The organism is Algibacter sp. R77976, from assembly GCF_044594645.1.
In the GTDB taxonomy this organism is placed as follows: domain Bacteria; phylum Bacteroidota; class Bacteroidia; order Flavobacteriales; family Flavobacteriaceae; genus Algibacter_B.
The window spans coordinates 1,081,669-1,096,490 of sequence record NZ_CP138989.1; the positions used below are offsets into that span (position 1 = coordinate 1,081,669).

The 14,822-nt window shown below is 32.3% G+C and carries 11 protein-coding genes and 1 pseudogene; 2 read left to right on the forward strand and 10 right to left on the reverse strand.

Annotated elements, in window-relative coordinates; translation table 11 throughout:
* Positions 1-231: 231 nt before the first annotated feature.
* From SJY43_RS04680 to SJY43_RS04710, 7 genes and pseudogenes are all read right to left on the reverse strand, one after another.
* Positions 232-1,911, reverse strand: a complete 1,680-nt coding sequence (locus tag SJY43_RS04680; RefSeq protein ID WP_396602686.1) for an ABC transporter ATP-binding protein — start codon at positions 1,909-1,911, stop codon at positions 232-234.
* Positions 1,912-2,625, reverse strand: a complete 714-nt coding sequence (locus SJY43_RS04685) for a 3'-5' exonuclease (protein ID WP_396602687.1) — start codon at positions 2,623-2,625, stop codon at positions 1,912-1,914. It lies immediately after the preceding gene.
* A complete protein-coding gene (locus SJY43_RS04690; protein ID WP_396602688.1) occupies positions 2,622-3,773 on the reverse strand; it encodes a serine hydrolase domain-containing protein in 1,152 nt (383 codons plus the stop codon). Before SJY43_RS04690 ends, SJY43_RS04685 begins: the two co-directional genes overlap by 4 nt.
* 49 nt (positions 3,774-3,822) lie before the next feature.
* A complete protein-coding gene (locus tag SJY43_RS04695; RefSeq protein ID WP_396602689.1) occupies positions 3,823-4,296 on the reverse strand; it encodes a methylated-DNA--[protein]-cysteine S-methyltransferase in 474 nt (157 codons plus the stop codon).
* On the reverse strand, positions 4,297-5,382 hold the full coding sequence (locus SJY43_RS04700; protein WP_396602690.1) for a CNNM domain-containing protein: 1,086 nt from the start codon (positions 5,380-5,382) through the stop codon (positions 4,297-4,299).
* 63 nt (positions 5,383-5,445) lie between these two features.
* Positions 5,446-6,729: a serine hydrolase domain-containing protein gene (locus SJY43_RS04705; RefSeq protein WP_396602691.1), complete on the reverse strand. Its 1,284-nt coding sequence runs from the start codon at positions 6,727-6,729 to the stop codon at positions 5,446-5,448.
* A 23-nt stretch (positions 6,730-6,752) separates the two neighbouring features.
* A pseudogene (locus SJY43_RS04710) lies at positions 6,753-6,860 on the reverse strand (porphobilinogen synthase); the annotation flags it as partial.
* 186 nt (positions 6,861-7,046) lie between these two features.
* Between SJY43_RS04710 and SJY43_RS04715 the strand changes: the two are divergent.
* A complete protein-coding gene (locus SJY43_RS04715; RefSeq protein WP_396602692.1) occupies positions 7,047-9,764 on the forward strand; it encodes a hypothetical protein in 2,718 nt (905 codons plus the stop codon).
* On the opposite strand, the gene hemB is transcribed toward SJY43_RS04715, so the two are convergent.
* Positions 9,761-10,750, reverse strand: a complete 990-nt coding sequence (gene hemB / locus SJY43_RS04720; RefSeq protein ID WP_396602693.1) for a porphobilinogen synthase — start codon at positions 10,748-10,750, stop codon at positions 9,761-9,763. The two genes, SJY43_RS04715 and hemB, sit on opposite strands and share 4 nt — an antisense overlap.
* A gap of 75 nt (positions 10,751-10,825) precedes the next feature.
* Between hemB and SJY43_RS04725 the strand changes: the two genes are divergently transcribed.
* On the forward strand, positions 10,826-13,462 hold the full coding sequence (locus SJY43_RS04725) for a DEAD/DEAH box helicase family protein (RefSeq protein WP_396602694.1): 2,637 nt from the start codon (positions 10,826-10,828) through the stop codon (positions 13,460-13,462).
* A gap of 1 nt (position 13,463) precedes the next feature.
* Here SJY43_RS04725 and SJY43_RS04730 read toward each other — a convergent pair whose 3' ends face one another.
* Together SJY43_RS04730 and SJY43_RS04735 are read right to left on the reverse strand one after the other, a co-directional pair.
* A complete protein-coding gene (locus tag SJY43_RS04730; RefSeq protein WP_396602695.1) occupies positions 13,464-13,850 on the reverse strand; it encodes a YchJ family protein in 387 nt (128 codons plus the stop codon).
* Positions 13,847-14,809 (reverse strand): hypothetical protein, encoded by a 963-nt coding sequence (locus SJY43_RS04735; RefSeq protein ID WP_396602696.1) that lies wholly within the window; start codon positions 14,807-14,809, stop codon positions 13,847-13,849. Before SJY43_RS04735 ends, SJY43_RS04730 begins: the two co-directional genes overlap by 4 nt.
* Positions 14,810-14,822: the final 13 nt, after the last annotated feature.

Below are 14,822 nucleotides of genomic sequence, written 5' to 3' on the forward strand. Positions count from 1 at the left end.
TTATATGTTTTTAAACGGATTATATTGAGAATATATTCTATATTAGCAGTCCCCAAAGAAACCAAATAAATATAGATTTCCCCAAATCTACCATAAACCTAACAACTTATGAATATTGCATCAAATCTACCTGAACTACCTACTAATAACGAAAGCAAATTCAAAGAAACTTTAAAAAACAATTTTCAGTTTTTAAAAAGCTTAGTTTATTTAACTAAAAAGATTTTCATGTTATAACCCTCTGGGTATAGCATGAATTAATTTTTTTGTATAGTCTTTTTTTGGTGCATTATAAATAGTATCAGCATCATCTAACTCTTCAATTTCACCTTGATTCATGACTAATAATTGGTCAGACATATATTTAACCACAGCTAAATCGTGAGATATAAATATATAGGTAAATCCAAAATCTTCTTTAAGTTCATTAAGTAAATTTAAAACCTGTGCTTGCACGGATATATCTAGAGCAGAAACCGATTCATCGCAAACAATTAATTTTGGTTGTAACGCAATAGTTCTAGCAATACCTATACGTTGACGTTGTCCACCAGAAAACTCATGCGGGTATCTATTATAGTACTCTTCAGATAGGCCTACGCGATTTAGAATATCTATTACTTTTTCTTTTCTTTCAATATCAGAAGCATAAAGCTTATGAACTTTCATGGGCTCCATAATAGCCTCACCAACAGGAATTCTAGGATTTAATGATGAATAAGGATCTTGAAATATAATTTGAATATCTTTTCTAAGCGTTCTAATTTCAGTTTTAGAAAGTTTGGTGATATCAATTCCATTATATAAAATAGCTCCGGCAGTAGCTTTATCCAATTGTAGAATAGCATTCCCTAAAGTTGACTTTCCGCAGCCAGATTCTCCAACCAAACCTAAAGTTTCACCTTCATAAAGTTTGAAGCTTACATTATTTACAGCCTTAAAATGTTGTGGTTTTGTGAACCATCCGGATTTAGTAATATATTCTTTTTCAACATTAATTACTTCTAGTAGTGGTTTTTTACTATATAATTTTTTATGATTTGTTTGACGTTTTTCTGTTGTAATTACCTCTGTAGAAATAGTGTCATTTAAAAAATCTTGAATTGTTGGTAGCGTTTTTAATCGTGTATCTAATGATGGGCGAGAATTTATTAATGCTTTGGTATAATTGTGTATGGGGTTTTTAAAAATGGTATTCACTAAGCCTTGCTCTACGATATTACCTTTATACATTACTAAAACACGATCTGCAATTTCAGATATTAAAGCCAAATCATGAGTAATAAAAATGATACTCATTTTTGTTTCAATTTGTAAGGCTTTTAATAGGTTAATAATATCTTTTTGCACAGTAACATCTAACGCAGTAGTCGGTTCGTCTGCAATTAAAATATCTGGTTTACACGCTATAGCCATAGCAATCATAACGCGTTGTTTTTGGCCTCCTGAAATTTCGTGCGGATACGCTTTAAATACACGATCTGGATTAGGTAGTTTTACCCTATCAAAAAGTAATATGGTTTCTTCTTTTATTTGTTTTTTAGATAAACTTGTATGCTGTAATAATATTTCTTCAACTTGTTTTCCGCATGTCATCGATGGGTTTAAAGAACTCATGGGTTCTTGAAAAATCATTGCGATTTTGTTTCCTCTTATTTGTTGAAATGCCTTAGAAGGAAGTTTAGTTAATTCCTTTTCATTGTATAAAATAGAACCATTTGTAATTTTAGAAATGTTTTTTGGAAGCAAACCCAATATAGCTAGGGAAGAAACTGATTTTCCTGATCCAGATTCTCCTACTATTCCTAATATTTCATTTTCATTTAGGCTATAAGAAATATTATGAATAACTTCATTTTTACCAAATGAAATGGATAGATTTTTAATGTTTAATAATGGGGTTTCTTTCATTTATATATGAATAATTTCATCATCAGTTAAAATCGCATCACCTCGTAATCTGAGAAATATTTGAGCTACAGCTATCGTATCTTTTTCACAATATACAATGATTCTGTCTATTTCATTTTCTTCATAATATACACGATATACTTCGCTACCATCTATATCATCTTTTGGGGAAGGAATGCCTAATACATTTGTCATTAATTTTAAAGACGTGTAGGTTTTATAATCGCCAAACTTCCATAATTCAAGTGTATCCAAATGAGGTACTTCCCAAGGTTTTTTGCCAAAGAGATTTAACTTATATGGTAATTCAATATGATTAATAATCATACGTCTGGCTATATAAGGAAAGTCAAATTCCTTTCCATTATGAGCACATAATAAATGCTTGGTTTGACTAAAATGTGAAATCAATAAATTTTTAAAGTCTTTTAATAGATTAACTTCATCGCCATAAAAAGAAGTGACTCTAAATTTTCGTAAATTACCTTGATTAGTAAAATACCCTACCGAAATGCATACTATTTTACCAAATTCGGCCCAAATTCCTGCACGATCATAAAATTCTTCAGCTGTAAAATCATCTTTCCTTTGATATTTAGATTTATGATCCCAAAGCGCTTGTTTAGTTTCATCTAAATCTGAAAAATATTGCGTTTCAGGAACGGTTTCAATATCTAGAAATAATATGTTTTCTAAATTTAATTTTGAAATCATTTGTTCAACATTTTATAGGCTTCTTCAATGTAAGCACTAATATCGTCTGTAAAGGAACCAACTTGTGTATTATCTCCTTTAGAATGGCCTAATCTCACAATAATCACATTATCTGTAGGCTCAACAATAACATATTGTCCTAAATGCCCACGCATCATAAAAAAGTTTTTAGTAGCAACAGTTTTTAGCCACCAGCCATAGCCATAAACCTTGCCATCAGGATAAACGGGCTTTAAAGATTTTGCAACAAAAGTAGAATCTAAAATTTGTTTACCATTCCACTTTCCATGGTCTTTGTATAGCTTTCCAAAACGTGCAAAGTCTTTAGCGTTACTTGCTATACAACAGTAAGCTTTAACTAAATCGTGGTCTTCGCTATCTACTTGCCAAAGTGTAGCATTTTCAGAATTTAATGGTTTCCAGAAGCTTTCGGTTAAATAATCGTATAGTTTTTTACCTGTAGCTTTTTCAATAACCATAGCAAGCATTTGTGTGTCTCCACTAGCATATTTAAAACTTTGTCCTGGTTCGTTTACAACTTTTAAGCCCAACATTACTTTTTCTAAATCATCATCAAAATAAGCGCGAGTTGTAATGGATAGGGGTGAGTAATATTTTTCATCCCAGTTGGTTCCAGAAGCCATACTAGATAAATGGCCTACAGTCATTTTTGCAGCTTTCCCTTCGCTAAACTCTGGAAGAAAATCACTTACTGGTTGGTCTAAACTTTTTATATAGCCATCTGAAATTGCTTTTCCCATAAGCCCAGACACATAACTTTTAGCCATAGAAAAGGAATTGGATTGCGAGTTTTCATTATAACCGTCATAATAGTTTTCAAACCAAATACTATCGTTTTTTATAATAACATAAGCAATAGTACCATTTGTTTTATTAATTGAATCTAAAGGTTTAGTTTCTTTTATTGAGTTATAGTTTTTATGGTTTGGCCATGGCTGGGGTGTGCCATTTTCAATAATTTGGTTGTCAAATTTCTTATAATCATCTAGATAAGCTGTTGTATAACCTTGAAGATAAATGGTTCTTACTGCTTTAATAAGATAATCTGTATCTGTAATATATAATACAATAATTAGTATGGTAATTAGGATAGCTAACCATTTAAACAGTTTTTTTAAGAATCTCATACGTTTATTTTAATGTAGAAACTAAAGATAAGAAAATTCTTTTCTAATTTTAAAATAAAGATTGTTGCTTGTATGGACTTTCGTGTTCCAGCAACCATTGTTTACGATGCAAACCTCCTGCATAACCAGTAAGTGAGCCATCGCTACCAATAACGCGATGACATGGTACAATAATCCATAAAGGGTTTTTACCATTGGCATTAGCTACTGCTCGAATAGCTTTTACATCGCCCAATTGTTTTGATAATTCTAGATAAGATGTTGTTTTACCATGAGGGATTTGCTCTAATTGATTCCAAACCCGCTTTTGGAAGTCGGTACCTTGAGCATTTAATTTTAAATCGAAAGTTTTACGAGATCCTTCAAAATATTCGTTGAGTTGAATTACGCAATCTTCTAATTCTACTGGGATAATATCAGTAATTTTTTCTTCGGAATTCAGTACTGTAACCGATGCAATTCCGTTTGCATCACCAATTATTTTAGTGAATCCTAAAGGCGATTTGATGATGCAGGTTTCCATTTATTCTGAAGATGGATTGTCATCAATAATACCTAGTTTTTTGGCACGTGTTTCCCAGCTTTTTCTAGCTAAATGTTGCAGGTCTGAAACATTATCGCTTTCATCCATAATTTCTAAACCAAGCAAAGTTTCGATAACATCTTCCATAGTTACTAAGCCGCTTACCGAACCATACTCATCGACCACTAAAGCCATATGGTTTCTCGATTCTACAAGTTTTTCAAAAAGCGTAGGAATCGCTAAATCACGGTTTACAATAATAATATCTCTTTTAAGTTCTGCTAACTTTTTACCACCATTACCTAAAGCCATTTCTTTAAAAATTTCGTCTTTTAAAACCAGGCCTTTTATATTGTCTTCGGTATCTAAATAAACAGGAATTCTTGAAAATCGTAGATTTAAGTTTCTTTGAAAAAAATCTTCTACAGTTGTAGCTTCATTTTCAGTTTTCATAACTGTTCGGGGTGTCATTACATTTTTTGCAAAAACTTCTCTAAAGGTTAAAAGGTTTTTAATGATTTTACTTTCGTTTTCATGAAAAACACCTTCTTCATGTGCCATATCGGTCATAACCATAAAGCCTTCTCTGCTTAAAACACTTCCGTGGCCTTTACCACCAATTAATTTTGTTGTTAATTGTAATAGCCATAAAATACCTGTCCATTTTAAAGGGAAAATTAAGATGGTTAAAGCTTTTGAAGTAAAATTAGCCAATTGTTTCCAGTAAGTTGCTCCAATGGTTTTCGGAACAATTTCTGAAGCGACAAGTATTAAAAAGGTCATAATAGCAGAAACGACACCTACAGTATTTATACCCCAAAGTTCAATTTTATAAGGTAAGCTTTCGGCTTCTATACCAACCATCATGGCACCTAAAGTATGCGCAATGGTATTTAGTGTAAGTATTGCTATTAGTGGTTTATCTACGTCTTTCTTTAAAGTTTCTAAAGTTAAAGCATAGTCCTTTCCTTCTTGTTTTTTAACGTTTATAAAGGTTGGTGTAACGCTTAATAAAACAGCTTCGAGGATGGAACATAAAAAAGAAAAGAAAATGGAAATGGTTGCCCAGAAAAATAATGCGCTCATATTTTGAAATTGTGAATGGCTAATTTACGAAATCAATTGAATAACTGTGTCTAAAAGAAATATTTAGTTAGAAGCTTCGTAAAACGTTTGCTGCAAATGAATTCTAATATTATTATTATAAATATTTCTGTTTGCTCTGGTTGGATACACTCTGTTTGAAAGAAATATAAAAACCATGTCGTTTTCGGGGTCGGCCCAAACAAACGTTCCTGTAAACCCAGAATGCCCAAAACTTTTTGAACTAACTTTTGGTGCAGGATAAGCCTTTTTTAAACTTAGGGTATCGTTGCCTATTATCGGTTTATCGAAACCTAAACCTCTTCGGTTATTGTTTTCGGGATATTGGACTTTGGTAAAGGTGTTAACCGTTTCTGGTTTTAATAATTGCTTACCATTATATTGTCCTTTTTGAATGAGCATTTGCATGTATTTGGCCAAATCTAGAGAGGTGCCAAACAAGCCTGCATTTCCAGAAATACCACCCAAAAGCGCAGCATTTTCATCATGAACCCATCCTTTCGTTAGGGTTTTTCTAAATATGGAATCGTTCTCAGTTGGTACGATGTTATTTTTAAATTTTTTAAGCGATGGAAGATATCCTAAAGTGTAACATTCTAAGGGGCTATAAAAATTATTCTGTAAATAATCAATATAATTTTCTCCAGTAATATTTTCAATAACTTGAGGATAAATTAATGATGCTAAACCAGAATAATTATAAATTTTTTCACTTGAAACTTTTGACCTATTTATTCTTCTGAAAACTTTATTTTTAAAACGGTTTTTAATAAAAATACCATCATAAATTTGATTAGAAAAACGTTTGCTGACATCCGTTTTAACAAATCGGTTTTTAAGCTTTCCATTTTTTGTAACGCTATTTAAAAAAACAATGTAGGGTTGCAGTCCAGATTGATGCGCTAATAACTCTCGCAGCGTTATGTGTTTTTTATCTTGTTTATGCCTCCAAGGCTTCCAGTAATTGCTAAAAGGTGTATCTAAATCTAGCTTTCCTTCTTCGTAAAGTTTCATTAGGGCGGGAAGTGGCCCCACTATTTTAGTGACTGAAGCTAAATCATAAATATCATCTAAATTAACTTTGGTAATAGAATCGTAGGTGTGATAACCATAAGCCTTATGAAAAATTATTTTTCCTTTCTTAGCGACTAAAAGTTGAGCTCCGGGAAAAGCATGTTGTTTAATGCTTGAGAGCATTATGGAATCTGTTTTTGTTTGGATAAAATCAGAGTTTAATCCTACTGCTTCTGGCTTATCATAATCTAATTGCGCCAAAACTATCGGCGACGAGAATAGAACAGAAACTACAAATAATAGGTTTTTAAACAAGAATTTACATCGTCTTTTAAAATTTACGAAATCAATTTAATCACGTCTTTAGCGAAGTAACTAGCTATAATATCTGCGCCAGCACGTTTAAAGGCGGTAGTAGTTTCCATCATAACTTGATCATGATCTAACATATTCAACAGATATTTAATATGTCAATTAAATAGATTAGTATAAAAATACAAAATTATAATTAGTATCTAATTAACTATAAAAAAATAGTTATATTTAAGATTATACTTTTTATTTTAAAATAACTATTGGTTTTGAGACTTATTTTTAAAAAACAGGTTAAACTATTATATAAAATAACCATAATGTTATTCTTTATACTAACTAGTAGTCATTTACATGCACAACAGACTAGACCAGAGCTTATAGTTTCTAAATCATCCCAAGCAGAAAAAATATATCTTCAACTAAGCAATACTGTTTTCACGAACAACGAAACCATCTGGTTTAAAGCTATAGTTACAGACGCCATAAACGCACCTACAAGGCTAAGTGGTATTTTGCATGTAGAGCTTATCGATTTTGACAAAGAAATTGTAGCAACAAAAAAGTTAAAGTTAGTAAATGGTATGACCAACAACGGTTTTCAATTAGAGCAAACCTATACTCCCGGACGCTATTTAATAAGGGCTTACACAGAGTGGAATAAAAACTTTGGCGACGATTTTATGTTTAAGCAATACATTAATCTAGTTCCTGCCAATGGCAATCAACGACAATTGCCCATACAAAACGTAACATTGTATCAAGTTGAGGAAGACCAACACGAAGTATTTCCCCAACTTTTCCCAGAACTTATAAAACCCAACTATAAAAAGGATATAACGGTTTACATTAAAGCCGAAACGTTTTTAGACACCATAGAAATTAAAAGAGAAAAGGGTTTTTACAAGTTGCAATATGTACTTCCTAAAGATGCGGTTTCGGTAAACCTAAAAATGAAACTAGAAGACACCAAGCTAAAGAACTTTCAAATAAGGGAAGAGAAAACATATAACAAAACCATCGCTATAGATAGAGCGTTTATAGACCTACAGTTTTTTCCTGAAAGTGGGAAGTTAATTGATGGCTTAACCAGTAAGCTCGCCTTTAAAGCACTAAACTATAAAGGCTTGGGTAAAGAGATTAATGGTGTTATTGTTGATGAAAAGGATAGTATTGTTGATGCCATTAAAACTAATAAGCTAGGTATGGGTTATGTGCTTTTTACACCAAAATTGCATAAAACCTATTATGGTAAAATTAATTCTAAATATGGTGTTACCCGTAAGTTTGAACTCCCCAAGGTATATGCCGAAGGACACGTTTTAGGTATAACGGAAACAACAAGTTACATGAATATAAATGTGACTTCAAAGGTTAAAACCACCCGTGATTATTGGATACAACTTAAATCCAAAGGTGTAATATTAAAGGAATTGCCAGTAACATTATCTAATGCAATATATAATGCCTCGATACCTAAACAAGAATTACCCCAAGGCATTCTTCATGTTACATTATTGAGTGAGAATAAAACACCATTGTGTGAGCGTTTGTTTTTTCATCTTAATGAAACCAAGAATTTAAGCATTACCAAAGAAACCGATGAGCAATATTATAGCCAGAGAGATAAAACGGCTCTTAAGTTTAATGTTACCAATAATAATGGGCGACCACTTGAGGCAAATCTATCTGTATTAGTTGTAGATGAAAATCAATTAGAACAAACTGAGCAATTTAAAGGCAATATCATATCTTATTTTTTATTAAACTCAGAACTAAAAGGGCATATTGAAAACCCTACGCATTATTTTAATGATGATAATATTTTCAGAAAACGAGATTTAGAAGCCCTTATGCTTACACAGGGTTGGCGCAATTATAAGTATAGTTTTAATGATGCAAACCATGTTTTTGATAAACAGCCTGAAACCGCATTACGTGTTTCTGGGAAGGTAGGTGCCATCTGGAATGAAAACAAAGTACCTAAAAAAGACGTGAATTTAATCTTAATGACCTCGGGTAAACCACCTAGAGTTTATACTCATGAAGTGGACAGTACTGGTTGTTTTTCTTTTGATTTATTTGACCCTTATGGCGATAAGCTAGATGTTATAATACAATCTTCCAACAAAAAAGGGCGAGCCAAAGAATATTCTATTAAGATAGACGCACCGATACCCCGGCCTAAAATCACCTATGAGAAAGAAGAAGTAATTGCGCTCCCGGATAGTGTTATAAATGACTTTTTAGAGATTAAAAAACAAGAAAGACAAGCCGTTACGGTATTCGATTTGGATGACAGCACCGTAGCGTTGGATGCCGTAGAATTGATGGGTTACAACGTAACACCAGAACGCGAAAGAATGTTTAAATTCCGCGGACCTCCAGATATCGTTATAGAGAATGAACAACTCATAGAGAGAGAAGAAAAATGGATGTCTGGATTATACGACCTTCTTAGCACTAAGTTCCCAGATGATATTACATTTAGAGTAGTGCAAATACCAAATGGGGGAAGCTTTCTACTAGCACATATTGCTAGTGCAGATTTGACTATATATTATATTGATGGCAGTCCGGTTGGTAAAGAATCTTATAATTTATTGCCCTATTTAACCATCGAAAATATAAAAAGTGTAGAAGTTTTAAAAAGACCTAAAGGAGGGTTTCCTAATCATCCTAATGTTAACATTGCTATTATAAGTATATATACCTATGGCAGTATTGGAATGGCAGCTCTAGGATTTTCAAAAGGTATTTTTAGAGGAAAGTTTTCCGGTTTTTCAATTACACCCGAGTTTTATAAACCAAAATACGAAACTATAAAACCCGAGGATTGGGATACACCAGATTTACGCCCAGTATTACATTGGGAACCTTCTTTGTTCACCGATAAGAAAGGAGACATTCAACTGGAATTTTACAATGATGATATCATAGGTGAGAAACTAATTATCATAGAGGCCATTACACCTGACGGGAAATTGGGATATTTTGAGACCTCTTATACTGTGGAAAAACGATTGGAAAATAATTAAGAGATTAATTTCACAATATCTTTAGCAAAATAACTTGCTATTATATCCGCACCAGCACGCTTAAAAGCACTAGTGGTCTCCATCATTACTTGGTCGTGGTTTAGCCAACCTTTTTCGGCAGCAGCTTTAATCATAGCATATTCTCCAGATACTTGGTATACAGCCACAGGAACATCGACCTCGTTTTTAATTTCTCTTAAAATATCAAGATAAGAGATTCCGGGTTTAACCATTACGATATCGGCACCTTCATCAATATCCATTTCGGTTTCTCTTATGGCTTCAAAACGGTTACCATAATCCATTTGATAGGTTTTTTTATCTTTTGGAATATCAACCAAATCAACAGGAGCAGAATCTAAAGCATCGCGAAAAGGACCGTAAAAAGCGGAAGCATATTTTGCCGAATAACTCATAATACCCGTGTTTATAAAACCTTCATCTTCCAGAGCTTCACGAATAGTAAGAATTCGACCGTCCATCATATCGCTTGGTGCCACAAAATCGGCTCCAGCTTGTGCGTGCGAAATGCTCATTTCTGCTAAAAACTCAGCAGTTTCATCGTTTATAATTTGTCCGTTTTCAATAATACCATCATGTCCGTAAGCCGAATAGGGGTCAAGTGCAACATCAGTCATCACTAACATGTCTGGACAAACATTTTTAACGGTTTTAATAGCGCGTTGCATTAATCCGTTTGGATTTAAAGCTTCTTTACCTTGATTATCTTTTAAATTATCTGGCACTTTTACAAAAAGTAAAACTGATTTTAAACCTAACTTCCAAAGTTCTTTTACTTCGCCTTCTAGCAAATCTAAACTGTAGCGAAAGTAATTGGGCATCGATGCGATTTCATCTTTTATGCCTTTGCCTTCAACCACAAAAAGCGGCACTAAAAAGTCGTTTGGTGTAATAACGGTTTCACGAACTAAAGCACGAATAGCTTCGTTGGTTCTTAATCTTCTATTTCTTCGTAATGGAAACATAGTTTTAATGTAAAATTGTTGTGATAATGATTACTTTTATCAGATACAAAGTTAATCATTAAAACTCATTTTGTATTGTTAGAATCCCTAAGTGTTTTAGAATTTAAGTTCCCTTGGCGAAGTTATCAAGAGACGTTATTACAAAACTTTGATAGCCATATTCAAGACCACCATTTTCATGTTATTGCGCCTCCGGGTTCTGGAAAAACCATTTTAGGCATCGAAATTTTAAGACGATTAGGAAAGAAAACATTGGTTTTAGCGCCTACGTTAACTATTCGGAATCAATGGGAAGCAAGGCTACAAGAGTTTTTTACTCATAATAATAGCTTTGAATCCTGCTCTTTTAATATTAAAGAGCCAAGTGATGTTACGTTTTCAACTTACCAATCACTTCATGCCCTTTATAAATCTTTTGAAGACAAAGAAGATTACTTTAAATTTTTTGAAAAGCATGATATTGAAACGGTTGTCTTAGATGAGGCACACCATTTAAAAAGTGCTTGGTGGAAATGTCTTATGGCTTTAAAAAACCGTAATTCATTTTTTGTAGTTGCCTTAACTGCAACACCGCCTTACGATAGTAGCCGAAGCGAACTAACAAAATATTTTACGCTTTGTGGTGAGGTAGATGATGAAATTGCGGTACCCGATTTGGTAAAAGAAAACGATTTATGTCCGCATCAAGATTTCGTATATTTTTCGAAACCCAACGATTTAGAAATTAATTTCATTGTTGAATACCGGAAGAAAATTTCTCAGTTTCAAGATGATTTATTGCAAGATGAAGCGTTCATAGCACTTCTGAAAAATCATAGATTTTACAAGAATCCAAGGGTTTATTTGGATGCTATTTACTCGAATACATCTTATTTTTCGTCAATTTTAATTTTTCTGAATGCTTGTGGAATTTCTATCGAAGAAGAGAAATTAGAAATTCTAGGTTTTTATAAAAATGAAGCGATTCAATTTCCAAAACTGAATTTAGAATGGTTGCAAATTTTACTTCAAAACCTTTTGATTGTTGATAGAGAGCAATTATTAATTCACGAATCATATCTTTCAAGTCTTGAAAAAACCTTAAGAAAACTTAATGTTTTAGAACGGAATCAAGTCAATTTTGTTGGGGAACAATTGCTTTATAAATCGTTAGCGTATAGCCCAAGTAAGTTAAAAAGTATAGTAGAAATTGTGTCGTCTGAACGGGATACTTTAGGTTCAAATTTAAGCTGTGTTATTTTAACCGATTATATTCGAAAGGAGTTTCTAAATACTACGAAGCAAAATATTGAAAGTATAAATAAAATAGGCGTTTTACCTATTTTTCAATATGTAAAAAATTATTGTTCAAATAATGAAGAACTCGCTGTTTTAACGGGCAGTTTGGTTATTATTCATAAATCTATTTTAAATGCTTTTGAAGCCCTTGAGGGTCTAGATAATTTTTCATTTTCGCCTTTAGCAGTCGATGAGTCTTTTTTACAAGTTTCTACTAAAAGTAAAGCTGATAAATCTATAGTCGAAATATTAACCAAGCTTTTTGGAAATGGGACTATTAAAGTTTTAGTAGGAACAAAATCGTTGTTAGGCGAAGGTTGGGATGCGCCTTCTATTAATAGTTTAATTTTAGCCTCTTTTGTCGGTTCATTTGTGTCTTCAAACCAAATGCGTGGAAGAGCGATTCGAAAAGATGCCGACAAACCGAATAAAACAGGAAACATTTGGCATTTAGCTTGTGTAGATCCAACATCTCCAGATGGAGGAAGAGAAGTAGATATTTTAAAACGCCGATTTGAAGCTTTTGTAGGTATAACCAATTCAACGATTCCATATATTTCTAATGGTTTTGATAGACTTAATTTTCCTGATGAAATTTCAGTTGAAGATATTGAAAATTTAAATGCCCAAACTTTAGAAAATGCAAGTAAAAGACCCGTAATTACCCAAAAATGGGGAAGATCAATTGGAAGCGGTACAAAATTGACCAAGCAAGTAAAGTTGCTTCATCTTGATGAGAAACCTTATCAAGAACAAAAACAGATCTACTTTTTCGATGCCGTTCGCTTTTTCGTTGCCGAATTATCTTTAACCATGTTATGGTTTTATTTTGAATTTATTCTTGAAGGTGTACAACTCATAATTAGTCGCGGATTAACGTATTTTATTTACGCTTTTATGGGCGCTTTTGTTTTTCGTTTTGGTTTAAAATTATACAAGGCAATTTCGCTTTATTTGCGTAATGGTTATTTACATAAAAAGATTGAAAACATAGGCTTAGCAATATTGCATACCTTAAATGAATTAAAACTTTTAACTACCAATATTCATGATATTGAGGTGGTTTCACAGCGATTAGATAAAGGCGATGTGGTTTGTGCTTTAGTTGGCGCTAATAATTATGAAAGTGCTTTATTTTCTAGAGCATTATCTGAAATTTTAGATCCCGTTGACTCCCCTAGATATTTAATTATTAAAACTAATTTATTTAGAAAACGACTTAATATTGAAAACTTTTACCCTGTGCCTGAAATTTTTGGCAACCAAAAAGAAAATGCTGTGATTTTTAAGAGGTACTGGACAAAATTTATGGGTCGAAATAAATTGGTGTTTACTAGACAGGTTGAAGGCAGGAAACTACTCTTAAAAGCTAGGTTGTTTCATACTTATAATGCTTTTAAAGACGTGTCGAAAGAGGTTGTGGTTTGGAAATAAATTAATTACTTAAACCTAAATAAAACCAGTTTCCATTTTCTTTTACAAAAGCCGATTTTTCATGAATAATATCTACTTTTCCGTTTTCGTAAAAATAGGCGTTAAAGGTTACGGTGCCTTCTGTATCGCTTACTATTCCTTTATACGTTTCTAATACTTCTAGTTTTATCCATTCTACAGATTTTGCCCATTTTACAATGGCCTTTTTTTCTTGTGTTGGTCTGGTAGAATCGTGATGACTATCCATTAAATAATCGCCATTAGCTAACACAAAAGCTGAGTATCTAGAGCGCATAAGTTGTTCGGCTGTTTTGGCTTCAGCTCTGTTTTTATGTGCTTTTTCGCAGCAGTTAGAGTAGGGTATTAAGCTTCCGCAGTAACAATTCATGTATTAATACTAGTGTTTTTATTAGTTTTCATTTTATTGACTAAATATAAAAACACAGCTAAAATTAATGCGAGTTTGAAAATCATTCCAATTAAGTTTTTTTCATTAATAAAATAATCTGTCATCGCAGTCAATAAAGTTAATATTTGCGAATAAATTACGATTCCAATACAAACTAATGAGAACATTACTTGATTTTTAAAACTCGTTCCTATAACAATTCCAAAACAAGCTAAAAATACAGTTAGAAAAATATTAAGGTAGCGTTCGTTTTTTTTCCAATTAGAAGTTCTTAGCTGTTTCCTTAAAGCTTTGTTTTTTCTGATTTCCATCTTTAGATTAATCAATTCTCTACGACTAAAATTGGGTGTTAATTTGTTTTTTGAAATATCGTATTTAGTAATTTCCCTTTTAGAAAAATCACTTTCTATTATGCTGTCTGGAATTTTTTGAAATAAGTCAGCTATTATTTTCTTTTGAGACGAGTTTTGATTTTCCAATGAATCTGAAAATTTATTGATTAATCTAATACTCATCATGCTTGCATCTTTATTCTTTAGCTCTCTTGTTTTTTTGGCTCTTTCTTCAGAGCTGAATACTTCTTTTCTTGCATTTTCATATCTGTTTAAGAAAGAAGTTATTCGTAATTCTGGAATAACATTATTAGATAAAAAGAACATCACTCCTCCGAATATTAGCGATACAACTAATCCAAATTTTAAAATTTTAAAAACTCTGACCTTTTCTTTTAATAGGTCAACTGTTATCAATATTATTGAGATGAATACCCCAAAATTAATTACAGATACAATTGAGCTAAAACTTACTAAGATTGCATTTGCCAGGTCAAAACCAAACTCATTGAAATATAAGCTTATGGTTTCTACAACTAGAAAACTGTAGTAAACTAAACTGCTTATTATAAAATATAATATGAATTTTTGTATGCTTTTGGTCATACCGTTGTTAATA